The sequence below is a fragment of the Clostridium sp. KLE 1755 genome, assembly GCF_000466465.2.
GTDB lineage: Bacteria > Bacillota > Clostridia > Lachnospirales > Lachnospiraceae > Eisenbergiella > Eisenbergiella porci.
In genome coordinates this window covers 51,852-75,280 of the sequence record NZ_KE992661.1, presented here as the reverse complement: position 1 = coordinate 75,280, position 23,429 = coordinate 51,852, and the positions used below count along the sequence as shown (strand labels likewise).

The following is a 23,429-nucleotide window of genomic DNA, read 5'->3' as shown; positions in this document are numbered from 1 at the left end:
CTCTTCCCAGCCCTTTTCCCAGCGTCCGTCCCCCTCCTCCGCCCAAATTTCATAGGCGCGAAGTATTGTGCCCGGCACACGGGCCGGACTGTCGTCCAGAAAAATATTACATTTCATTGATCAATTTCATATATCCAAGCTTTTGCACTAAAATCTTCCTCAGCCCTTCCATACTCCGCGATCACCCTGCCTCCCTTCAGGAACTCCAGGTCTGTAGTCTCTGAGTTTTCAAAACGGTGCAGAACTGCCAGGCAACGGCTGCCAAGCTGTCTGATAACCAATTGCGAACCCGTTGGATGATTATACTGTGTAGTACTGTATTCACATCTTACCGTGACGCCACTGCGGATAATTTCCGAAGCCATCCCATAAAAATCCATTCCCTGCTCTACGAGCTTCCACTGTGCCTCTGATAAGTCGTAAATGTCACCGCTCAGGCACATCCTTCCCAGGAAAGTACTGGCAATAGAATAAAAAATTCTGTTGTCACTGTCCCCTGCATGCAAAACCGCCCATATCTGGCTCTGTTCCGGACGTATCACTCTATGCATATTGGCAGCGATAAGAGGAATTGCCAACGTTTCATGCGCATCGGAAAAGCTTGCCTGGGATACCAGTTCCATCATGGACGGCTCTAACCTGTGGCCTCCGCTGGAACAGTTTTCTATAACTATTTCCGGTATCTCTGCTTTTATTTTCCTGAAGAATTCTTGTGTTGCCTGTACTTTTTTCCGAAGATTTTCTCCCATGCTCTCCGGCCCGTCACATCCCATGCCAATCGTATCATTATAGTCCACCTTCAGATAACCAAACCCGCATTCCTTTAACAGCTTAATCACTTTACCGCCAAGATAATTGATCACCCATTCATCTTCCATATCCCAGAAGCGGCGTTCCCCTACGGTTAACGGTACTCCATCCTTTAAAAGCAGATGCTCCTTATCCTCATAATGCTCCGAATTGGCGCCTACGGATTCCATTTCAAACCATAACCCCGGAATCATCCCGCAGGAACGTATGTAATCCGCAATCTTTTTCAGCCCTCCGGGAAATTTATCCTCATTGACACTCCAGTCTCCCATACTGTTCCACCAGCCCTGGCCTTTTCCATACCAGCCCGCATCAATGACAAGATATTGGATTCCTTTCCCTTTCAGCTTATCACATATCTTTTTTATATTATCGTAACTCGGATTTCCCCATGTGGTACAATACTCGTTAAAAGCAATTCCCATTTTTTTATCGACATCCGATATTGCAGGTTTCTGCGCCTTAACAAGCTTATCGCATACTTCATATAATGTATTTCCCCCGGCAATTACGGCTTTGGGAGTCACAAACTTTTCTCCGGGGCTTAATTTTTTAATCCAGTGGCCAAAATCCCTGTCCGCAATCCCGCCTGCTATGGTAAGCGTATCATCATCCTTACATAATATTTCGATTTGCCAGGAGGAAGGGCAATATAACTGAATGCCTAAAAATTCCTGTTTTTTGCTGTCTTCCACAACCAGAAACGGGAAATATTTACGCACCGGCATGGAACCAACATTTCCGAATTTTTCCACTCTCATCCCACAACGGTTCCATGATGGTTCCAAATGCAGTTCTTCTATGGATTCCGTCCTCAGTTTTCCTTCCGCACTCCAAAAAGACTGCAGCCTGTGTATCCTGTCTGCGTTGATCCCCCTGATCGCAAATGATGACAGCATTTCCAAAGTAACGGCTTCAGCGCTGTCATTTATAAATTCCGTACTTACTTCCACAGCCTGACCCGCCGCTTTTTTATGAAGCACAATGCGATGCTGCCTGTCATCGTCGTACACAGCATCCGGGCCCATATCTTCCACTTTGCGAAAGGCCGCCGCCGACTGGCTCCCGCACATGGTCAATCCATTGGAAAAGCCTGCGCCATATGCATCCCCCATTAATTTTACTTCCGTATAATATTCCATCCCCATTCACTCCTTCTTTTATTCTATGCTTCCATTATAAATAATCTGCGCAGATTTCTTTATAGAAAAAGACGACAGCTTCAGCACGCAGATGTCGTCTTAACACATATTTGTCCCCAACGTTTCCCCACGCTATCCACAAAGTTATCCACATTATCCACCGACATATCAAGATATCGTATGGCAAAAAGGCTGTTATCTATATCTAGTGGCTGGTTTTTGTGGATAACTGAAGAAATTATACATGATTACATAATGATATTTCTTCCGATTAATAAACAGGAAAATAAGCGACAGTACAAATGCGGAAATCTCCGCCGTCACTTCTGCCCACCAGATACCTTCCAGTCCCAAAAGAAGCGGCAGGAGCAGCACGGCTGCAAGTTTAAAAACAAATGTCCGCAGGAAAGAGATCACCGCTGATACGCCGCCGTTATTAAGAGCGGTAAAAAGGGCTGATGCAAAAATATTGAATCCCATAATCAGGAAGGAAACACCTGCTATCCTAATCGCATGGACCGTCATTTCAAACAGCGTTGGATCATACCCTACAAAAAGCCTGGAAAGCGGTACTGCAAAAAGCTGGGCAGCCACCACCATACCGCCTCCAATTGTTCCCGTCAAAACAACACTTTTTTGAAACAGGTTTTTCAATTCCCCATGTTTTTCCGCTCCATAATGATAGCTTATAATCGGAGCGCTCCCCATGGAATATCCAAGGAAAATTGCGGCAAAAACAAACTGAACATACATAAGAACCCCGTAGGAAGCAACGCCGTTCTCTCCAGCATATTGGAGTAATTGAAGATTATATAGGATTCCCACCACAGAGGAGGTAACGCTGGATACCATCTCCGAGGCTCCATTTGCACACGCATTGATGATCGGCCTTATTTCCTGTCAGTGTCCTGTTCCCCAAGTGTCTTTGCCACCAGGGCGCTGCCGCCTGTTCCAAGCATAAATCCAACGCCGCCGAAAATCATATCCATTGGCATAATCAGATTAATTGCCGCAAAAGCGGTCTTTCCAACATAATTAGACACAAATAAACCGTCCACCACTCCATATACAGAGGTAAACACCATCATAATAATGGATGGAAATACAAACTTTAACAGTCTTTTATAGTTAAAATGGTCTGATAACTGAATTGCCATGTTTTCTAACCTTTCTGCCGAAATTCTACAAGTTCTGCAAGATACGGAATAATCGCAGGAATGTCTATCCCTTCCTACAGGCTTCAATCACTCAGTTTTTCTGGGTTTTATGACAATATAATTTTTCTTTTTCAGAAACATAACCAAACATAACAGAAAAGCGGCTCCTGCAATCCAAAAGAATGTATTGGATTTATTCTCTTTCTTTTTCATATTTTCAGTCCTTTCCACTGTCTCACATGATACGGAAGAAACTACTCTTGTGACGAAGAATATCTTTTCTCGTATTCCTCCCGCATATATTTATTTGTTTTTCTGAATAACAATAAAAACAGTTCTCTTTCTTCTTCTGTAATTCTCGAGAAGGCGGCCTTTTCCACCTCATAAGTTTCCCCTATGACTTTAGCGCAGAAAATACGGCCGGCTTCTGTAAGAACAATATTTTTCCGATTCCGCGTTTTCGGAACAGTCTCCAGCATAATCCATCCTTTTTTCGTCATGGCTGAAATCGAAGAATTGACGGTCTGCTTTGAGTAATACCAGTTACTGCACAGCTCTGTTTGCGAAACAGGACAGTCATTATAATACAGAATATATAAAATCCAATATATACTGTCTGAAAGCCCATAGCTTTGAGCAATATCATGATATAGCCCGTCGCTTTCATTACAAAGCTGATTAATTTCCATTATCTGTTTTTTCAATGTATCCATATTTTTGCTCCTTTCATATGTGTCCGATTTCGGATTAGTTTAGTATAGTCCGGATTCAGACACTTGTCAATTAACTTTAGAAAAAAGTAATCATTAAGCGGCGTTTTCATAGAATCTCACACGGTCAACAGTATATTTTCTGTTTTTACAGTTCCTTCCAATCAATTGTGCGCGCAAATTATGTCTTATAGTACGGAACTTTTCCTTTACCTTTATTACATATAGAACAGGCATTTGTAAAATTTCTGCTTACAAAATAAAAAGAGGTGAAAACCACGCAATTTTGCGGGTTCCCATCTCTTTTTTCCCTGCAGCTGTCAATAACTATTATAATGAATAGAACAGTACTGCCTAAAATTTATTCAATTACAATCTCATAAATACAGGAGAGTCCATCCCTCAAAAAAGAGCGTTTAACTTTAGCACCTACTTCTTTTTCTAAAACCCTGGAGAACATTTTACTGGCATAATGGGCTGAACAATCGCAAAGTATCGTGGATACTTTACCATGAGCTGCTGCTGTTATCGGACATACACAGAAGTCCTTATTTTCATCAACCATGATTCTTTTATTGTTATTATCTATTTGGATAATCCATCCATACTCCCTCTGTAGGAAATCGGTAAAACCAACTAAATCTCCAACATATTTCTCCAACAGGCAATCCATATTATTAACCCTGTAATGGAAGCAGGCACATTTCTCCAAACAGGCCTGACGTATTTCTGCCGGACAATTATTTTCTAATCCTTCCAACAGGCAGGCCGCCCATTCAGCATGGAAATTCTCCATTTCATTTTTCTCCTTCATCAAAACAGTTTCCTACATCTATACCATTTTTATTTTACTTCAACAAAATATTAATATAAATGTATATAGTTGAAAACAACATGTATATTCTATCATTTTCAGGAGTTATTGTCCCTAAAAACCGGGTAGTTCAAGGCTCTGGCTGCAAGCCATACTGTCGTTTCATAATATTTCTACGATTGTCAGTGTATGTATATTATTTTTTTATTCTTCCGCCATCCATACCCTCATCTGATTAACTCCCCGGTTTCCCCATGCAAAATAGGGAATAGCCTTCAGCATGATCGACATGCCAACCGGCTTTTCTTCTGAGTACAAACTCCCATCGCTCTTCATTAGAGTTCCTTCTCCCTCCAGCAGCACCATTCCCTTCAACAACCCCTCTTTACAAGTTTTTACTGCAAATACCGTCTTTTCCGGAATCCGCAGTTCCTGTAAAGGCCACGGATTATCCTTTCCTTCAAAGCAATATACAACAGGTCCTCTCATCAGCGCGACACAATTCTCATTTTCCCTGACTGCAGTATTACAATAGATTTTTCTCACAGGCATAGGAAATTCAATACTAAGGTGTTCTCCATCCCTCCATTCTCCGGAAAAATACAGATAACCGTCTTTTTCCTCGACTTTCTTCTCTATGCAGTTCGATATATCATCACCATTCAGGCGTATGATTTTCTTTTTTACATAGGAAGGGATTCTGACAGCGAAAGTAAATATAGTATCCTGCTGTCGGGGATGGATTATATATTCTACCTTTCCCTCCCATGGGAAACTGCTTTCAACATCGATTTTAACCTTATCCAGTTCTGCACTGCCTCCCACATACAGATGAGAATAAACCGTATCCTCCGATTCACTCCAGGCATATTCCCCCAGGGACATTACCAACCTGACCAAATTAGGCGGGCAGCATGCACACGCATACCATCCCGTCCGCTGTAAACGCACATGCTTATAGCCATGGAGTACGCCGGATACTCCCGGATTTACTTCCAGGGGATTCACGTAAAAAAACTTTTTCCCATCCATCTGCATGCCGCTTAGAATCCCATTAAAAAGTACCCGTTCCATAATATCGGCATATTTGTTGGAAGGACTTATATTCAACATTTTTTTTGCAAAAAAGGCCAAACCAATAGATGCACAGGTCTCAGCATAGGCCATATCATTTGGAAGATCATAGTCAATGGTAAAGGCCTCACCATCTCCTGTTGATCCTATTCCGCCTGTTAGATACATCCGCTTTTGCGTGATATTATCCCAGAGCGTTTCGCAGGCTTCCAAAAGCTTTTTTTCCCCGGTTACCCCTGCAATATCTGCCATGGCTGTATACATATATACAGCCCGTACACTGTGCCCCTCTGCCGTCTTCTGTTCCCTTACCGGGGCATAGCTCTGATTATATTTCGTATCCTGCGGTTCTATCCCAAAATGCTCCCAGCCCCGCTTTTCTTTCTCTTCTTTAAAAAAATCAGGATTTCTGCCGCGTTCATCAATAAAATATTGTGCAAGTTCTCTGTACTTTTCTTTTCCCGTGGCATGAAACAACCGCATCAATCCGATTTCCACTTCCTGATGCCCCGGAATACCCGCTCTTTTTCCCGGCCCGAATTGTTCTGAAATATTATCAGCCATGCGCTCCATTACTTTTAGAAGCCTGTCTTTTCCAGTAACCCCATAATATGCGGCTGCGGCTTCCATCATATGACCGGCACAGTATAATTCATGGCATTCCTGCAGGTTCTGCCACCTGTGTTCCGGCTCCTTGACAGTAAAATAAGTATTCAGATAGCCATCCGGCTGCTGTGCCTTTTCGATCACCTCTATTATTGCATCAACTCTTTCCTCCAGGGCCATGTCAGGCTTTACCGTAAGGGAATATGCTGCCCCTTCAAGCCATTTTGCCACATCGCTGTCCTGAAATACCATTCCATAGAATTCCCCTTCTTCCAGTCCTGCCGCAATACGGAAATTAGCAAGAGCATGGCTTTTTTCCACGCCTTCTATTTCATCATTCAATATCTGTTCCTGAAAAGGGATAACCACATCCACAATCAGACGTTGTTTTTCAGACCAGAACCGGTCTTTTACATGAACCTTTGACAAATTTACATCCTTTATTCTATTCATCTTTATCCTTTCCATCTGACTGGCTTTTCACAATGTATCTGGGGATTGTTACCAGCCTATGACTGTTTTCTTCAGCCGGAATATGTTCTTCAAACAGAATTCTCTGTTTTTCCCCTTCCTGAGGAATGGAATATAATTTCAGAAGCACTCCTTCCCGGCACAACGATGTCATATCCAACTGGATTTCATTTTCAATAACCACGATTTCATTTATACAGCCGCCTATTGTCTCCACCTTCCATCTGTCCGGCACATGGTAAAAACGTACCGACAAACCATCCTCAGGCGAAATCCTTTCTTTTCCATCTTTTCTGTCAACACTGCAACCCAGGCCGATTATTCCAAGTACTGAATGTTCCATTACTATGGAACATGCTGTACGAAGTGCTCCGAAGAAACCAATCCCGGCTTCCCCCGAAAGGATGACACAGCCTTTGGAAAGAGGCATTCCCAGTTTTCCATTCTCCGGTCGGGCGCTGTTTTCCGGCGGCTGTCCCGTATGGTTAATGAGCGAGGCAATAGTAATCCATCCTGTTGCCCCCTGATTTTCCCTGTCAGGGCTCCAGTATCCGCCGGAATTATAAATAAGCCATCCGGAAAGACTGGCGCCATAGTAAGACAAAATCCAGTCCTCATCAATATGTCCCTGATCTAACGTATAATCCAGGATAGGAAAGGCGCCCAGCTGGGTCATATAGCTGCTGTTCCAGCTTGTGTCACCGCCGGCCCTCAAATCTGTATTATACAAAAACCATATCGGCTGCTTTCCCCTGTTTGAATAGGAAGCTTTTGCAGCCGCCCTCATAATATGTTCACTGCCGATTCTCTTTCCATATGCATATACTGCTTCAAATGCTGTTGAATCATAAACCATCTCCGAGCCGAATGGAAATTGTTTGGAATTGAAATAGTGGGCCTTTTTATCAAAAATGGCCGCCATTTCACACGCTTCCTGGACAAACCCCTCTTTTTGCAAAGCCTGTGCCAGGTAAAGGGGAAGCGTCATTTCTCCCATATTTCCAAATTCACTGGCTCCCACACCATGAGGGAACATCCAGTAATTAAACATCGCTTTGGTATACTCATACGCCATCTTCAGATATTCCGCAGCTTCTCTCATCCAGCTGTAGTGATGCTGCTTTTGTATCCGGTACATGTCATACATCACATTGATTACATGAACATAATTAAAGGCCCTCCAGACATCATCAGCTCCGCGTCCTGCCCACGGTTCAAACATTGTATACCAGGGCACCATCCTGTGGACACGCCAGCCTGGCTGTTCCGTAAGCCTCTTAAGAATAAAGTCCTCTACATAAGCATTCAGCACTTTTACTTCTTCTTCAGATGCCCTGTATACATTTTTTTCTGCCAGAAAAAGTCCGCTTGCCAACCCTGGATCATCACTGCCGCCGCGCCACCAGTCCTCGAAGTAAGGATTGAAGGTACTGTTAATTCTTCTTTTATTCACCATATCCCACATCAGCAGCCCATGATAGCAGGGATCCTTTTCATTGGTTTCCAGATGATTCTTCGCAACAAATGCAGCATGCCTGTCGATCATGTCCCTTACAGGTTCCGTTATAAAAAAACAGTAGGATGCTATGTTTCCGTCTTTTTTTACCTGAATCCTTCTTTTGCCGTATGCGCCGAACCTGATGCGGTTCACTCTCCATCCCTTCTCTATTCTGCTCTCAATAATGCAATCCTCCGGCCCGAATACATCTACCTGCGCAGTTACAGGACGGGTCATCACATAAAAATCTTTATTGATGGGTCCTACCATTCCCGGAACTGCCTTCATCGTTATCAGGGAAAGCCTGTTCAGCATATCATTAATCTGGGTCTCATTATTTATAAATGCCAGACAAAATTTCAACTCCTTTGATTCTCCCGGCCTTAATGAAAACCGATTACTGTCATCCACAGCATATGCCCTGACCAAACCTTCATATCCGAAGCCGTCCCCAAACCGCTCTCCGAATAGTTTATCCTCTTTTTCCTGTTTCAACTGTGTAAACACACCGTCTGAAAGCGGAGCCAGCAGGAGTACAGGCGCATTCCCACTTGATTTTTCCCAGTAAATATAGGAGGAATGACCGGTAATACAGGTATGCCGCATAACACAGCGATCATATTTAAAATCATCATCTATCCTGAAATACTGGTTCATAAGCAAAGGAATTGCAATCTCTGTAAAACTAATTGTATCCTCTGATATGTTTTCAAATTTTGCAGTCCATGTAACCAGTTCATTTTCAAGAAGGAACTGCATCTCCATGGAAAAACCCAGTTTTTTTCCTTCGCTTTCTATTTCCGGCCAGGTAATATCCAGGCAGTTTTCCTGACAGGAACACAGGCCTTTCTTTTTCAACCTGCCTGTGGAAAAAGAAACTGTTTCTTTTCCCAGAACTATTTTCCCTTCCAGATTGCCCAGCCATTTACAGTCATCCACATCATATTCCGGAAATTCCTCCGGAGTCAGTACAAAATCTGCCTTGAAATCATCGTAAGCAGATTTCAGTGATACGATACCTCCGCATTCTTTATCATATACAGCGGTTATTATATTATTTTTCAAATAAATTCGAACACTCATGGCAGCACCTCTGTCCCAATTTTTTCCTGTCTTATCCTGATATCTCCATTTTTCGTTGTCAGCCTTTTACCGATCCCACCATAACACCTTTGGTAAAGAATTTCTGGGCAAAAGGATATGCTATGATTACCGGCAGCGCAGTCAACACCATAGAAGCCAGTTCAATTGTTTTTGCAGTAACCTCCCCGCTTCCCATAGCAGAATTGACCAGGGCCGCCACCTGCTGGTTGGACTGCATCACCGATGCTGCCAGCTGCTCTGCGGCCTGACTTGATTTAACCAGCTTTAAGGTATAACTTCCCAATGTCTGCAGGGAAGCAGACTGTGTATAAAACAGTGTGGCGCTGTAATCATTCCAGACACCACATGCTGTAAACACTCCCAGGGCGGTCAGTACAGGTTTGGACAACGGCATTACAATGGATGCGTAAATCCTCAGTTCATTAGCACCGTCAAGCTTAGCCGATTCAAAAAGGGACTCCGGTATTGCCTTAAAGTTAGCATTGAATATAATGACATTATAAAATCCACCGAATAACGCTGGTATAACATAAACCAGATAATTATCGTAAAGCCCCAGCCAGTTATACAGCAAAAAGGAAGGGATAATTCCTCCGCTGAAATACATGCTGATAAAGCCCAGTGTCGTATAAAATTTCTTTCCTTTCAAATAGGGTCTTGAAAAACCATAGGCAAACATGGAAGTAATAATTGTAGAGCATATTGTCACAATAATTGTCCTTGTTGCGGTGATCCAAAGCGCTCTTAATATGTCCGAATCTCCCAGAACTGTACTCCAGCTTGCCAGCGTAAATTGTGACGGCCAGAAGAAGGAATACCCTTTCACCAGCTCATCTCCATAATTTAATGAATTAATCACGGCAAACCATATTGGATAAACCGTAATCACCATTGTTATACACATTAAAACCGCATTGATAATATTAAAGAAACCGCGTTCTGACGGCTTTACACTTTTTACTCGTTTTTTCATTTCTGCTCCTATCTGCGCACCCGCGCATTCTTGCTTCTTTGAATTAGAACAGCCCCGAATCTGTAACCTTATTCGACAGTTTATTCGCCCCTACCAGCAGTATAATGGCAATTATTGATTTAGCCAGCGTCACAGCCTGCGCCATACCAAACTGCAGCTGTCCCAGACCATATTCATATACATAGGTGTCAATAACCTGGCTTGCAGAAATATTTAAAGAATTCTGGAATACATAAATCTGTGTAAAGTTATTATTCAGCATACCGCTGATGGCAAAAATGACCATAATCATTACGGTAGGTTTAATACACGGTATCGTGATGTACCACATTCTCCGAAAGCGTCCGGCCCCGTCCATCATGGCGGATTCATAGAGCTCCTGATCAACCCCGGCTATGGCCGCAATATATAAAATGGCTCCCCATCCCAATTCCTTTAACAAAGAAGTAACTGCTGCTATGGCCCAGAAATATTTAGGTTCCGCCATAAAGCCCAATGGTTCCCGGATAAGTCCCAAATTCATAAGAATGGTATTTAAAAAGCCATTATCTGTACTTAGCAGGGTCATAAACAAGCCGCCGAATACTACCCAGGAAAGAAAATGCGGCATATAAGTCACCGTCTGAATCAGAGATTTAAACCTCGTATTTAATACTTCATTGAGCATCAATGCAAAAAAAAGCGTCACAGGAATACTGATCAGGTTGTTAATCAGGTTGATCCCCAGCGTATTTCTTAACATTGGCAAAAAATCATAGTTTTGAAAAAGTATTTTAAAATTTTTAAAATTGTTCCACTGGCTGGTAAAAATACCGGCCACACCGCTGACAGGCCGATAGTCCTTAAACGCAATAAGTATTCCGAACAAAGGGACAATGGAAAACAAAAGAATGAGCGCGGTGGCCGGAAGCATCATTCCATGCAGCTGAAGCTGGGTATTCCTGTCCATTCCATACCGATAATTTCTTTTATTACTCTTTTTCATTAATTTTCATCCTTTTTATATAAAAGTACGGGAAACTTACCTCAGATTAATATGACTGGAACTGCACAGAATGTCTGCCGGCAATTCCAGTCATATTCATTTGCCTCATACGGCTGTCCTTAATTTCTGACCTTTGCTTCCTGCCTTTAATGTCTGTTAATATTGCAGTTAGTCAGCGTCTCTCCATAATAAGCGCACTTTTCCTTATAAGCTTCATTATAGGCTTCGTTGAGTGCCTTGATTCCCAGCTTATCCAGCTGGCCCAACAATGCCTCATACTGAGTCTCAAATGCAGCATCATCCTTCGTCATTACAATTGTAGATATCTGTCCCTTCAGATAATTATCAATTTGGGATTTACTGATTCCCAGATCACTTGATGGATCAATCAGGGTATCTGCAAAAGTAATCAGCGCACCATTATAAACCGTAGTCTCTTCCATTCTTCCCAGAGCAGTATTATTCAGCATACCCAGATAGTCCTCGGAATCCTCTTCCGGCGCCGGATCCACATGGTTAAAGAAATCTGAATTATGGAACGGCCAGTAAGCTGTCAGACCACTGTTTGCATAATCCAGTTTTTTCTCTTCCCCCAACTCAGTTTCAACATAACCGCCCTGTTCATCGAGCGTATAGTCCACACCTTCCTCACCATATACACAGAAGGTAATGCCCTCTTCGCTGCTCATCCAGGAAAGCCATTTCGCAATTTTTTCAGGATGCTGGCACTTCTTGGATATAAAAGTCTGAATCCAGCCGGTTCCCGCTTCGCTGTTTTTAGGAAGCGCAGGCAGAGTCCCCTCCCCTGACAGAATCGCTCCTGTAGATGACCAGGTAGTTCCTGTCCAATCAGTATTTGCATTTGTATTCGCCTTATTTCCGATAAAGCACAGAACACGCCCGCTGGCAATATAGGATTTTACGCTTGCATTATCCACTGTGAACTGATTGGGATCAAGATAACCTTTATTTATACATGTATTCAAAAATTTCAGAGCATGTTTGGATTCCGGAGCCTGAATCCAGTCCTGATAATTTCCCTCATCATCAATAGGCATGGAACCAAAAAAATATTCCAATGAGCGCAGTGTGGTGTCCTGATATGTATTTCCGTCTACCAGAAGAGGAATATAGCTTGCCCCATTTACCGTTTTATCAGAATTTTTTACCATCTCAAATGCTGCCAGAACCTGCTCTTCCGTCTGCAGATCTTCATGAGTAAGGCCAAATTCCTTCAGTGCTGCATCATTCCAAAGAATTCCATTGTTCTCCCCATATTTATTATTCCAATCATAATACTCGCTATAAGGTGGATACAGCTTTCTGTTATCAGGGGAATTCTGGTGGCTGGCATAAGCATACCAATCCCCGTCACGCTCTATCAGCAGTTCCTTAATATCCTCCGCATAGCCGCCATTAAGCAAATGGGATTCAGGATCATACTTTTCTAAAAATTCCTCAAGCTGCCATACCTGCCCCGAATCCACAAGTTCTTTTATGGTTGCTGAATCTGTAAGGGACATAATATCCGGGAGATTTCCATTTACAATCATCAACGCAAGTTTGGTACTTCCATCCCCTGCCGGAATATTCATTTCAAACTCCAACCCTGTTGCTTTTGTGATTCCTCCTGTAATCGTTCCCTCAGAGGTATCCCACTTTGTAGGCGGATTCCAGAAATCCACATCGGAAAACCACACCACCTTATCAATAGTACTATCCGCCGTTTCCCCGCCCGCTACTGCAGTACTGTTCTCCTCCGCCATACCTACAGTCTGGTCAGTTCCTGTGCTCCCGCATCCTCCAAGAACCAACATTGCCGTAAGTCCTATTGCCACTGCCCTTTTCCATTTTCTCATAAATATGCTTCCTTTCTGCTTATAAAACCTATTTTTATTAAAACGTTTCAATTTTATTTCAAAAAAATATAGGGGTTAATTCCATTTTTCCATGCTAAAATCTTCATTTCTTGCATTTATAAATTGAAACGTTCAAATTGTTTTCATTATATGTAATGTGAATTTCTTTGTCAACATATTCTTCAAAATCATCTCGATTTTGTATATTTTCTCCATAATCACACCATTATTTATATATACATTTAACATATCAGGTGTCTTTATTTTAATAATTACTTCATTGTCTTTTATTGTTTTCTATGGTACCATTATTATAACGTTTTAGAAGAAAGGATGAATTTACCTTGACTACAATTCATGATGTAGCAAAGCTGGCCGGTGTTTCCATAGGTACAGTTTCCAACGTAATTAATCAAAGCAGGAAAGTCGCCCCCGAAACTTCAGAACGGGTAAAAGACGCTATCCGGCAGCTGAATTATATACCAAATACAGTGGCCAAAAGCCTGAAGACAAATCAAAGCCGTATAATAGGTATCCTGGCGGAGGATATCAGTGCGTTTTCCTCCGGTGACATTATTGACGGTATATGTAAATATTGTGAAGATCGTGACTATGCCGTTAACCTCTGTAATTTACGCGTAAATGATAAGGTAGAACATGAAAAGGCCTTTTTATATGGGGACCTGGAACAGTCAGAGTCCTTCAGACATAGTGTAGGTAAGTCCCTGAACCTGCTGATGACTTCCCGTGTTGACGGAATAATTTATGTTGGCGTCCACCCCAGGGATGTGGGAAACATTCTGCCCGCGTTGGATATCCCTGTTGTTTATACATACGCCTATACCCAGAATAAAGATTACTGTATTAATTATGATGATTATCAGGGCGCATATATCGCGGTTGAACATATGATTAAAATGGGACATAAAAAAATAGCCCTAATCTGCGGTTCCATTGATTCCCTCGCAGCTCACAAACGTCTGATGGGATATCAGAATGCCCTGATGGAAAACTATCTGACACTCTATCCTGAATATGTGCGTTCCGGTAACTGGCATTATGAGGATGGCTATCAAAGCTGCCAGACGCTCCTGCAGTTACCAGATCCGCCTACCGCCATTTTTTCAATGAGTGATCTGATGGCCTATGGTGCTATCAATGCTGCATTAGATCAGGGACTGATCCTTCCTGACGATCTTTCTATCCATGGCTTTGATAATCTGGAGCTTTCTCCGTTTACCCGGCCCGCACTTTCCACTGTCAGCCTTCCCCTTCGTGAAATGGGGGGAAAAACAGCAGAAGTTATGCTACAGCTGCTTAATAATACACCGCCAGAAAAACACGGGATTCTAATTCCATGTTCTCATGTAAACAGAAGTTCAGTAGCTGTATGCCTACCGGATGAATAAGAAGCCGGATTACCAGGATATCATCTATATCATGGATCCGATTTGGTTGGCCTGCCAAATTACCGCTATTTTTCCAAGCTATATAAAAAGTGGAAAGAAAGCCGGCAGATTCAGGATTTTTAACATTTTCCAAAAAGAGCCACGACAGACCCTATTCCGGTCGCCGTGGCCCTTTCCTTTTCAAAAATCTACCGTTCAATTTTCACTGGCTTTCAGCAATTCCTGCAGCTCCTTTACAGGAACATTTCTGGGATAAATTTCTTTCTTCACACAGATTGACGCCGCTGTTCCCGCCGCTTCTCCCAATTTCACACAAATTGGCATCACACGGTAACTGGAGTGCGCCATATGGGTCCCACAGATATCCCGGCCTGCCAGAAGCAGTCCGTCGATTTTCAAAGGAACAAGGCATCCATAAGGGATTGAATAATGCCCCTTCTGGGAGAATTTTTCCTGACAGCCCGTTTTATCAAGTCCGGAGCCCGTCATATTGTGTATGTCAAAATTGAAGTGTGCATCCTGGACAGCCCAGTCCTCACATTGCATGGCATTTAAAATATCTTCTTTCTTAATCGTGCTTTCCCCGATAAAATGACGTGTTTCGCGGACACCTATCACAGAGGCGCTGCTTATGATATAACAATTTTCATAGCCGTCAATATACTTTCTCAGAAAACTGACGATAGTATCCATCTGCATTCTGCACCGCCTGTGCCCCTCCGACAAATCCAGCGCGTTTGTTCCATCCATTCCAACCACATTTGTCATATTGACGGTGACCACTCCCGGAATGGTGGATCGGTACAGCAGGACATGGCCTGTCGGAAAGGGAAGATTTTCTTTTCCAAGATCCTGAACCGGCCCCTTTGGTGTAATGGTATTGGTTTCAAAGGAGCCTGGAAAAATCGCTCTGCTTTCATCCACACCGGCAATTTTAAACATCAGGGTCATGGGCTGCATGGTACCGTCCTCCTCACGCCCCTTATAAAAAGGCGCTCCGGCTCTTGCTGCAATGTCTCCATCTCCAGAGCAGTCGATCACAACCTTTGCGTTTATAGCCTCCCTTCCTGTTTTGGATTCTGTAATAATACCCTTTATACAGTTGTTTTCCACAATCGCATCCACTGCAAGCGTGTAGGTTCTCAGCAGTACCTTCTCTTCCCCCAACATCTGCAACAACACATTTTTCAACTTCTCCGGATTAATTACATTTTTGCTTCCCTGTATGTCGTCATCCCGTGAACGTTCCAGCAGTTCTTCATAAAATCCGCCCTTGGTAGCGCCGGTCCAGTGGCTCATCATTCCTATGGTCGCTATGCCGCCCACATCCCCAGCCTGTTCCACGAGCATTGTCCTGCAGCCGTGTCTGGCTGCCGCAATCGTCGCACCGATTCCCGCCAGGCCACCACCCGCAATCAGTACATCCACATTCTCAACTACAGGGATTTTTCTTTCCGGTTCTGTATAATATTCCATATTTTTCCTGTCTCCTTATATATTGTCCGTTTCAGTCGGATATCAGTTCCATCGCGTAAACCCTGGCTTTTCCCCCTCCCCAGGCGGCCTTTGGAATGAATTTTATTCGTTTCAGGATACAGCCTAACGGAAGGAAACGAAGCTGCTGATAATTTTCCGTCTCCTCACAGACATTCTCCCAATTTCCATCCCCCGTGTCTATCCAGACCTCGTAAGCACGCAGAATCGTACCAGGAACGGACACCGGTTCATCGTCCAGAAAGCTGTTGCACTTCATGGGGTATCTTTTCACACGCCAGCTCTGGTTTTCCCAGGTGTCCCGGTTCAGATCGCTGTCAAAAAATAGCCCTTTCGCAGGAATACCTGCGAAAAGGTTATCGTCTCTGCGAAGCCTGCTATGCCGCCGGCTTCCACAATTATTCAAATTTCTCCAGAACGTTTTCCCTGCAGACCGGAATGTCTCCCAAGCAATATCAGCTATCCCTCAGGAATTAAATCAGCCGTAATATTGCCCGTTCCCGGCCCACAAATATACCATAAAAAACTAATTGATATATGCTAATATTGTAAATGCTTTCATGCATCAACTAATAAATTCCCAGGAATGCCAGCGTAGGACATACCCGGGCATCGGTAATATGTATGTGCAGTTCCTTAACCGCTGTCCTGGGAAATACCGCAATCTTTTTATATCCCACTGTGCTCCCCTGATACAAAACATGCCCTTTATCATCCATAATTTCAAAACCTTCTATTCTCTGACTCATACGGATGTTTTCTTTCAACACCACATGGGAAACACTGACCGGATGGGGAAAAGAAACTTTAATATCCGCATTTCTGATTCCATCTTCCGTCTTAAAGAACTGCTCATAATTATCTCTTCTAACCGCTTCAATGTCGTATCCCTCTTCCCAGCTGTCAACGCATATCCCGGCTTCTTCCAATAGATTACGGGCAAACACCGCCTTCAGGTAATCCCCCATTTCTTCCAGCCGTTTCACATCATTTTCATTATAAAACCAAGCGAAAGAAATACCGTTATGCCGCCGCACTCTCCTCCCTCGTCAGGTTCTTCAGCCACAGATATTTCCTATACCGTGGAAGTATAAACGGAAGCTTTACGATTTCATCAGCGCACATAAGAATGTACACTGCCATTACGGGCAAATCAAACACGAACGTCCCCAGGAGTGCCAGCGGCAGGGCAAAGCACCAGGAAGCAAAAAACACACTGATGGCGTCGTACCTGGAGTCACCGCCTGCCGGGAAAACACCACATACCACTATCGTATTAATCGAGTATGCAAACACATAAACACCGCTGAACAAAAGCATCATAATGAGATACTGTTTTGCGGTCTCAGACAGCACAAAGAATATCGTAACAACAGGCGCCAGAATACAAAGCAGCGCCATATGTATACCGCCTGTCCAAAAGGAAATATAACAGAAGCGTTTCCCGTACTCCCTGGCCTTGTCAAACATATTCCTGCCGAGCAGCTTGCCCACCATAATGCCCGCACCGGCGGAGATGCCCTTGCAAACACAGGTAATCAGTTCCTGCGCCACAGAGGTAATGGATGCGGCAGCGGTCGCATCCGAACCAAGATGCCCCATAATTAAGGAGTGCAGCGAGAAACCCAATCCCCAGGCAAGAGAACTCCCAAGCATGGGAAGTGATACCTTGAACATATCCTTTGTGATTGCTTTTGAAAACCACTTGAACCCCTGTAAATCGGGACGAAGGCTGTCTTTTTTATGAGATTCGGTGATGCACCACACAAGCGCCACAAGCTCAACGACAACAGTAGAATATGCTGAGCCGTTTGCACCCAGCCTGGGGACTCCGCAAAGACCATAGATGAGGAAAAGATCAATTACCATATCGGTAATAAGGGTTACGACAGAGATATAAACACTCTTAACAGCCTTTCCCTCAAGCTTCATCATAAGATAATAGCAATTGGTAATGCCTGAGAACAGATAGGAAAACGCCACCGCACGCAGATAGGATGTTCCAATCTCAATAAGCTTCGGTTCGGGCGTATAAATCCGCATAAGTGTTTCAGGAATGAACATGGCAAATGCAAAGAACACAAGGGATATTTCAAATGCCCATTTGAGAATGGTACAGAATATGTTTTTTACCATGGTCCTGTCGCCCTTGCCCCAATATTGAGCCAAAAGCACTCCGCCGCCGCCAACTGCCGCGCCGATAAACAGATTCATAATGAAAACCACCTGATTGGCAAGAGAAACTGCGGAAACAGCATCCTGTGAAAAACGCCCGAGCATCAGGGCATCGGTTGCGCCAATAAGGGCTACCAGCAGATTCTGCAGTCCTATCGGTATTGCGAGGGCAAATAATTCTTTGTAAAAATCTTTTTTATCAGCAGATAATATAATTCTTGCTTTCATCATCATTCCGTCCTTTATCTGATCATTATTTTAACGCTTCAAGCGCCTGGAGCAGCATATCACTGTGTCTGCGCATTGTTTCTTCTCTGTCCTCAAGTTCATACCGGTAAATCTCTACACCAATCAAAAGCGCCACATATACCCAGTACATTTTCAGCCGGATTTTTTCATTCTCACCGAACACAAACGGGTGAACCTTCTCGTATCCTTCCATCCCCGATTTTGTCTGCATCTATATGGGTTTTTGTTTTACTTATCATCGACTGATACCTCGGTCATTGCCAAATTTTTTATAATTATATCATAAGAATATTGCTATTTTTATCAATAAAGAATATTATATTATAAGTATCGTATATTATGAGGTAAATATGGGACTTGAAATATTATCGGATTTATCGGAAATTCTGCCTTATCCTATCCCCGACTTCCCGCTTTATGCCGGAATCGGGAAACTGGCAAACCAAAACCAATATACCGTTGGCTGTCACTTCCATCCTGATTTTGAATTCAATCTGGTGCTGGAAGGCGTAATGGATTATTTTATTAATGGAGAAAATGTTCATCTGGGAACTGGAGACGGTATATTTGTCAACAGCCAAAGGCTGCATTACAATTATTCCCGCGAGCTTACTCCATGCAAATATCTTGTAATTACCGTTTCCCCCTCACTGCTTCCGAAGGAACTCCCTGCGGTGGAACAGCTTATGTCCAGCAAAACAACCCCTGAATGTAGTGATTATGTGCTGTTAAAAAAGGACAGCAATAAGCCGGTACTCTCTCTTTATCCAAAGATACTGCACGAGATACAAACGGGCAACCCCAATGTCTTTCTTACACTATCTTATGTGCTGGCATTATGCGGCGCGGTGGTTCCAATGATCCAATCGGATGCTCACGGCGATATCCATGATGCAAAATGGCTGAGCCTGTACGACATGACAAAATACATCCACACGCACTATCAGTCAAATGTAACCCTTTCCGATATCGCTGCGGCCGGCAAGGTCTGCCGAAGCAGATGCTGCCAGATTTTCACCAGATATATGGGCCAATCGCCCATTGATTATCTGATTTTCTATCGTCTGAAAAAAAGTCAGGAGCTGCTGCTGAATACCGACTGCTCCATTGGGGAGGTTGCTTCCAGGTGCGGTTTTAGCGGACAGAGTTATTATTCGCAGATGTTCCGCAGGTTTTTTGGAGTAACGCCGCGCATGTATCGGAAGTGATGCTTTTGTGTATTGAAAAAAGAGCCGATAACCGCATTTTCTAATCTGCTCGCTATCGGCTCAGCGTCTTTGTGTCTGTCTCTGTGATATCGGATAAGTTCAGTTGCCGGATATTGATTAACGTCTCATGCTTACCTTTCGGACAATGCAGCGGGAACTTAACTTCATCATATCAGCGCCTTTATTTTGACAGCTTTTGTCTGCAATCCCCATTTAAAAAGCAAATATCGCATTTAGGTGTTTTTTTACAAACAGAAATGCATGATATTTGCGATACCATGCGGTAAGGGCTTGTATTGTCCGGGCTTTTTCCTTATAGAATCCACAAGGGCGGATAATCTGCTCTAATTCTTCCGTCGATAAATCCTCAATATATTCCGGGGTGAGCTGATTGACAAACATAGCGCAAGTCTTTTCTACGCTGCTCCATGTGGTGTTCTGTACCAGGACCGATTGCAGCATAACAACAAACGGGTCATCAGACCACCAGCGGGGTTGGCCGTATGCCTTTAATAGAATGTAATAAATTTCCTTTGCATTTATCATACTAATTCCTTATTATCAATCTTTTTGGCAGACAGGACAGTACACGCTGCTCCTGCCGCCAATTACAATACGGCGGAGTGCTTCCCCGCATTTTGAACAGGGCTTACCGTCCCGCCCGTAGACTTGTAAAAATGGTGTGTTGCGGTAGTCCTGCCCTTTGGTTTCCAGGTAGTCCTCCGGTGTTATTTTGTTCACCTCAATAAAATAAGAAATACACTCCGGGATAGCAGCGGCAAGGCGTTCCCATTCTTTCATTTTCAGATTCTTTGCAGGACATGCCGGATAAATCCCCGCAGTAAACAAAATCTCGTCTGAATAGATGTTGCCTATACCTGCAATTATGCTCTGGTCCAGCAGACATTCCTTCACGGTTTTTTTTCGTTTTCCCAAATGAGCGTTCAGATAACCGGCGGTAAGCTCCCTGTCAAGCGGCTCTATACCCAATTTTTCAATCCCGCTGTATGTATCGGCTTCACCCTCTTTGAGTAACCAAAAACGTCCGAAACGGCGTGTATCAGAGAACCGTAATTCCTTGCCTTTATTCAGGCTGAAAATAATATGCGTATGCTTTTCTTCCGGGTAGTCTGCCGGGGTAAACAGCAGGCAGCCTGTCATTCGCAAGTGCAGGATAATACGATCATTACTGTTTAACTGGATAATCAGAAATTTTCCCCTGCGTGTCATATGGGAAATGGTTTGTCCGGTCAGAAGCCTGCAAAATTCTTCTGCTGCGGGATTAGCTATTACTTCTGGCCGTTTTACTATAACCTTTTCAATGATAAGTCCTTGTATCTGCGGCCCAATCACTCTTTTTATTGTTTCAACTTCGGGCAGTTCCGGCATGGCTTCCATTGTCCTTTCTTGCAGATTTTTTTATTTGCTCATGGTAAAAATAGTTGACAATGACGGGAGGGGCATTAAAGTCCCTTGTCATGCTGTCATCATTTGTTACATAGTCAAGCCCGATTTCAGCAGCATAGGCTTTTAGTTCTTTGTCAAGCATTGTCCAATAGCTGCGGTTTTTACAATCGTATATTTCATGGTACAAAGGCAAAAGCTGTGCGTATTTTTCCTGTATGTACTCCATAATGACGTTTTTATAACCGCCCCGCAGGTTGAGATTCTCCAACCAGATTAGATTACATTGCGACATTGCCCGCCGGATAATCGCTTTTATATCCGTAATTCCCGGAAATATTGGGGAAATAAAACAGGTAGTACGGACACCTGCAAGATAAAACGCTTTCATGGCGGCAAGCCGCCGTTCTATCGAAACAGCATTATCCATATCTGCCCGGAAATTTTCGTCCAGTGTGTTAATTGACCATGAAACACGGGCATTGGGGAAAGTCTTTATCAGGTCTAAATCACGCAATATCAAATCAGATTTCGTGGCAATGCTTAATTTTGCACCGCTGCCTTTTAACTGTTCAAGCAAAGCTCTTGTACGCCTGTATTTTTCTTCCTGTGGATTGTAGGGATCAGTGACAGAACCGATAAATAACTCCTTTCCTTTATATTTTTCCGGATTTTTAATTTCTTTCCAATGCTTTACATCTAAAAAAGTCCCCCATTGTTCCGTATGTCCTGTAAACCGTTTCATAAAGGAGGCATAACAATATTTGCAGGCGTGGGTACAACCTACATAAGGGTTTACAGAGTATTCACAAACAGGTAAATTAGATTTTGACAAAATATTTCCTGTTTCAATTTCATTGATAATCGTTTCAGTCATAGCGTTTCACCTTTTGAAAAGTCTTCTGCGCTCCTTGTATAAGAGTGTCGTCCGGCTTTATCACTCCAAGCAGCAGCGGAGAAGTCTTGTCATGGTATTTGTAATTTTCAAATGCCTTCTGCGGGTTTTTATTAGCATAGCAATACTTACAGCCGTTCATGCAGGTATCATAAGCCCCTATATCCCGGCTCTCGATACAGTGGCAGCCCTGTCGTGTGCCTTTATGCTTTAAGTCCTTAAATAGAATACCGTTGGCACTTCCCAAAATATCAAGCGTCATACAGCCAGAAGAATGGATATGATAGCGGGAAAAATCCCCGTTTGTTCCGCAGGTCTGAATAAAAATACCGTTTTTCTCCGCAATAGTGCCAAGTCCCTGGGCCAGCGCGTCTTTATCCTGCTCAGACAGGGGAATAAGCTCCGGCATATTACTTTCCAGTTTTTTATACATTTCCACAAAACTGAAAATACAGCGGTCAATGTAAGGGGAAAGCACTTTTGCCATTTTTTCAAAAGTTTCTATATGACGTTGTACCGTATATTCTTTTGTCAGCAAGACGGGATCATATCTCCATGCAATTCGTTGTTTTCCCACCAGCCCAGCCAGTTTTATCAGTGTTTCCATGCTTTCTTCTACACCCGGGACACCCGGCTCAATATCCTTTCCGTAAGCCGTAATTGTGTAATGGAAATAGGTATGGAAACGGTCTGTAATTTCATGCAGCCGCGGCAGTATGGGCTTGTAATTCTTAGAGCAGAAAACAACGCAGTCTACTGTGTCCGGGGTCAGCTCATAGCGTGTCACTTTATTTGGAAATAATGGATTGCGCGAAAGCACATACCCTTCTGAAAAGCGGTTTAAGAGCCATTCCGTGTAATATTGGACGGTATCTGTCCGTCCGCCGGTATTGATAATCATTTTCAGATTTCCTCCGTTTCCTGATTTACAAGTAAAGTTAAATTTTTTGTAAATGTCCTTGACAGGTCAATCAGTTGTTTTTGTTCCTCTGCCGTAAACATTGACATCGCTGTATCCTCTGCCCATGTGATATGCCTGACAACCTTTTCGCAATATAACCGTCCCGCCTCGGTCATTTGAACAATTTTATTCCTCTTGTTCTCCGGCACTTCATCAACAGTAACATAGTTTTCTGCAAGCAGATTTTTAATGATTAAGTTTACAGTCTGCTTAGACTGAAATGTCCGTCGGCATATTTCGGTCTGTGTCATTCCATCCTTTGCATAAAAAAGGGTATTTACTACCAACAACGTTTTCATTAACATACCGTGGCGTTTTGCATATTCATCATATAAAGCAAACTGTTCATCTCTGAATTTACAATATAGATATGCATTTTTCTTATCCTCTTTGGTCATATCAGTCCGCCCTCAATCAATTTATTTACGGTC

At 43.2% G+C, this 23,429-nt stretch carries 23 protein-coding genes and 1 pseudogene; 3 read left to right on the top strand and 21 right to left on the bottom strand.

The window, feature by feature from the left end:
- Positions 1–113: 113 nt before the first annotated feature.
- From HMPREF1548_RS04000 to HMPREF1548_RS03955, 9 genes and pseudogenes are all read right to left on the bottom strand, one after another.
- Entirely contained in the window at positions 114–1,952 is a 1,839-nt protein-coding gene (locus HMPREF1548_RS04000) for a glycoside hydrolase family 36 protein (RefSeq protein ID WP_035320953.1), read from the bottom strand.
- Between the two features lie 195 nt (positions 1,953–2,147).
- Positions 2,148–3,109 (bottom strand): annotated as a pseudogene (locus HMPREF1548_RS03995) (MATE family efflux transporter).
- A gap of 254 nt (positions 3,110–3,363) precedes the next feature.
- A complete protein-coding gene (locus tag HMPREF1548_RS03985) occupies positions 3,364–3,822 on the bottom strand; it encodes a MarR family winged helix-turn-helix transcriptional regulator (protein ID WP_021634485.1) in 459 nt (152 codons plus the stop codon).
- 358 nt (positions 3,823–4,180) lie between these two features.
- Positions 4,181–4,633 (bottom strand): hypothetical protein, encoded by a 453-nt coding sequence (locus HMPREF1548_RS03980; RefSeq protein ID WP_021634483.1) that lies wholly within the window; start codon positions 4,631–4,633, stop codon positions 4,181–4,183.
- A 204-nt stretch (positions 4,634–4,837) separates the two neighbouring features.
- The gene (locus HMPREF1548_RS03975) at positions 4,838–6,766 is read right to left on the bottom strand and encodes a glycoside hydrolase family 127 protein (RefSeq protein WP_035320949.1); all 1,929 of its coding nucleotides are present in this window, start codon (positions 6,764–6,766) and stop codon (positions 4,838–4,840) included.
- Positions 6,759–9,365 carry a DUF5695 domain-containing protein gene (locus HMPREF1548_RS03970; protein ID WP_021634481.1) on the bottom strand — a complete coding sequence of 869 codons (2,607 nt, stop codon included), beginning with the start codon at positions 9,363–9,365 and terminating at the stop codon, positions 6,759–6,761. Before HMPREF1548_RS03970 ends, HMPREF1548_RS03975 begins: the two co-directional genes overlap by 8 nt.
- Positions 9,366–9,423: 58 nt before the next feature.
- Positions 9,424–10,359: a carbohydrate ABC transporter permease gene (locus tag HMPREF1548_RS03965; protein ID WP_021634480.1), complete on the bottom strand. Its 936-nt coding sequence runs from the start codon at positions 10,357–10,359 to the stop codon at positions 9,424–9,426.
- Between the two features lie 43 nt (positions 10,360–10,402).
- Positions 10,403–11,344: an ABC transporter permease gene (locus HMPREF1548_RS03960; protein WP_021634479.1), complete on the bottom strand. Its 942-nt coding sequence runs from the start codon at positions 11,342–11,344 to the stop codon at positions 10,403–10,405.
- Positions 11,345–11,490: 146 nt separating this feature from the next.
- The gene (locus HMPREF1548_RS03955) at positions 11,491–13,203 is read right to left on the bottom strand and encodes an extracellular solute-binding protein (protein WP_021634478.1); all 1,713 of its coding nucleotides are present in this window, start codon (positions 13,201–13,203) and stop codon (positions 11,491–11,493) included.
- Positions 13,204–13,547: 344 nt separating this feature from the next.
- Here HMPREF1548_RS03955 and HMPREF1548_RS03950 point away from each other — a divergent pair, with 344 nt between their 5' ends.
- Positions 13,548–14,612, top strand: a complete 1,065-nt coding sequence (locus tag HMPREF1548_RS03950; RefSeq protein WP_021634477.1) for a LacI family DNA-binding transcriptional regulator — start codon at positions 13,548–13,550, stop codon at positions 14,610–14,612.
- A gap of 195 nt (positions 14,613–14,807) precedes the next feature.
- Here HMPREF1548_RS03950 and HMPREF1548_RS03945 read toward each other — a convergent pair whose 3' ends face one another.
- Both HMPREF1548_RS03945 and HMPREF1548_RS30355 read right to left on the bottom strand, forming a co-directional pair.
- On the bottom strand, positions 14,808–16,088 hold the full coding sequence (locus tag HMPREF1548_RS03945; protein ID WP_021634476.1) for an FAD-dependent oxidoreductase: 1,281 nt from the start codon (positions 16,086–16,088) through the stop codon (positions 14,808–14,810).
- A gap of 31 nt (positions 16,089–16,119) precedes the next feature.
- Positions 16,120–16,512 (bottom strand): hypothetical protein, encoded by a 393-nt coding sequence (locus HMPREF1548_RS30355; protein WP_021634475.1) that lies wholly within the window; start codon positions 16,510–16,512, stop codon positions 16,120–16,122.
- Between HMPREF1548_RS30355 and HMPREF1548_RS30790 the strand changes: the two genes are divergently transcribed.
- Positions 16,452–16,583, top strand: a complete 132-nt coding sequence (locus HMPREF1548_RS30790; protein WP_353612038.1) for an AraC family transcriptional regulator — start codon at positions 16,452–16,454, stop codon at positions 16,581–16,583. The genes HMPREF1548_RS30355 and HMPREF1548_RS30790 overlap by 61 nt on opposite strands.
- Before the next feature lie 92 nt (positions 16,584–16,675).
- Here the strand turns inward: HMPREF1548_RS30790 and HMPREF1548_RS03935 are convergent, their stop codons facing one another.
- From HMPREF1548_RS03935 to HMPREF1548_RS29345, 3 genes are read right to left on the bottom strand one after another with little or no spacing between them, the layout of a single operon-like run.
- Positions 16,676–17,092, bottom strand: a complete 417-nt coding sequence (locus tag HMPREF1548_RS03935) for a hypothetical protein (protein WP_157065631.1) — start codon at positions 17,090–17,092, stop codon at positions 16,676–16,678.
- Between the two features lie 37 nt (positions 17,093–17,129).
- Positions 17,130–18,509: an MATE family efflux transporter gene (locus HMPREF1548_RS03930; protein ID WP_035320947.1), complete on the bottom strand. Its 1,380-nt coding sequence runs from the start codon at positions 18,507–18,509 to the stop codon at positions 17,130–17,132.
- Between the two features lie 25 nt (positions 18,510–18,534).
- Complete coding sequence (locus HMPREF1548_RS29345; protein ID WP_021634471.1) at positions 18,535–18,741, bottom strand: hypothetical protein; 207 nt, start codon at positions 18,739–18,741, stop codon at positions 18,535–18,537.
- Between the two features lie 139 nt (positions 18,742–18,880).
- Between HMPREF1548_RS29345 and HMPREF1548_RS03925 the strand changes: the two genes are divergently transcribed.
- Positions 18,881–19,738: an AraC family transcriptional regulator gene (locus tag HMPREF1548_RS03925; protein ID WP_021634470.1), complete on the top strand. Its 858-nt coding sequence runs from the start codon at positions 18,881–18,883 to the stop codon at positions 19,736–19,738.
- A 52-nt stretch (positions 19,739–19,790) separates the two neighbouring features.
- Here the strand turns inward: HMPREF1548_RS03925 and HMPREF1548_RS28790 are convergent, their stop codons facing one another.
- The 7 genes from HMPREF1548_RS28790 to HMPREF1548_RS03900 are packed head-to-tail and all read right to left on the bottom strand — an operon-like array spanning position 19,791 to position 23,396.
- Positions 19,791–19,889: a cysteine-rich KTR domain-containing protein gene (locus HMPREF1548_RS28790; RefSeq protein WP_083492918.1), complete on the bottom strand. Its 99-nt coding sequence runs from the start codon at positions 19,887–19,889 to the stop codon at positions 19,791–19,793.
- A 30-nt stretch (positions 19,890–19,919) separates the two neighbouring features.
- Positions 19,920–19,964 carry a hypothetical protein gene (locus HMPREF1548_RS30785; RefSeq protein ID WP_353612037.1) on the bottom strand — a complete coding sequence of 15 codons (45 nt, stop codon included), beginning with the start codon at positions 19,962–19,964 and terminating at the stop codon, positions 19,920–19,922.
- Positions 19,952–20,284, bottom strand: coding sequence for a hypothetical protein (locus HMPREF1548_RS03920; RefSeq protein ID WP_021634469.1), 333 nt, complete (start codon positions 20,282–20,284; stop codon positions 19,952–19,954). Before HMPREF1548_RS03920 ends, HMPREF1548_RS30785 begins: the two co-directional genes overlap by 13 nt.
- A gap of 15 nt (positions 20,285–20,299) precedes the next feature.
- On the bottom strand, positions 20,300–21,127 hold the full coding sequence (gene mutM, locus HMPREF1548_RS03915) for a bifunctional DNA-formamidopyrimidine glycosylase/DNA-(apurinic or apyrimidinic site) lyase (protein ID WP_035320979.1): 828 nt from the start codon (positions 21,125–21,127) through the stop codon (positions 20,300–20,302).
- Positions 21,105–22,019 (bottom strand): radical SAM mobile pair protein B, encoded by a 915-nt coding sequence (locus tag HMPREF1548_RS03910; RefSeq protein ID WP_035320945.1) that lies wholly within the window; start codon positions 22,017–22,019, stop codon positions 21,105–21,107. The genes mutM and HMPREF1548_RS03910 overlap by 23 nt, the downstream gene beginning before the upstream one ends.
- Positions 22,012–22,938 carry a DUF1848 domain-containing protein gene (locus HMPREF1548_RS03905; protein WP_021634466.1) on the bottom strand — a complete coding sequence of 309 codons (927 nt, stop codon included), beginning with the start codon at positions 22,936–22,938 and terminating at the stop codon, positions 22,012–22,014. The genes HMPREF1548_RS03910 and HMPREF1548_RS03905 overlap by 8 nt, the downstream gene beginning before the upstream one ends.
- A 2-nt stretch (positions 22,939–22,940) precedes the next feature.
- On the bottom strand, positions 22,941–23,396 hold the full coding sequence (locus HMPREF1548_RS03900) for a MarR family winged helix-turn-helix transcriptional regulator (RefSeq protein ID WP_021634465.1): 456 nt from the start codon (positions 23,394–23,396) through the stop codon (positions 22,941–22,943).
- Positions 23,397–23,429: the final 33 nt, after the last annotated feature.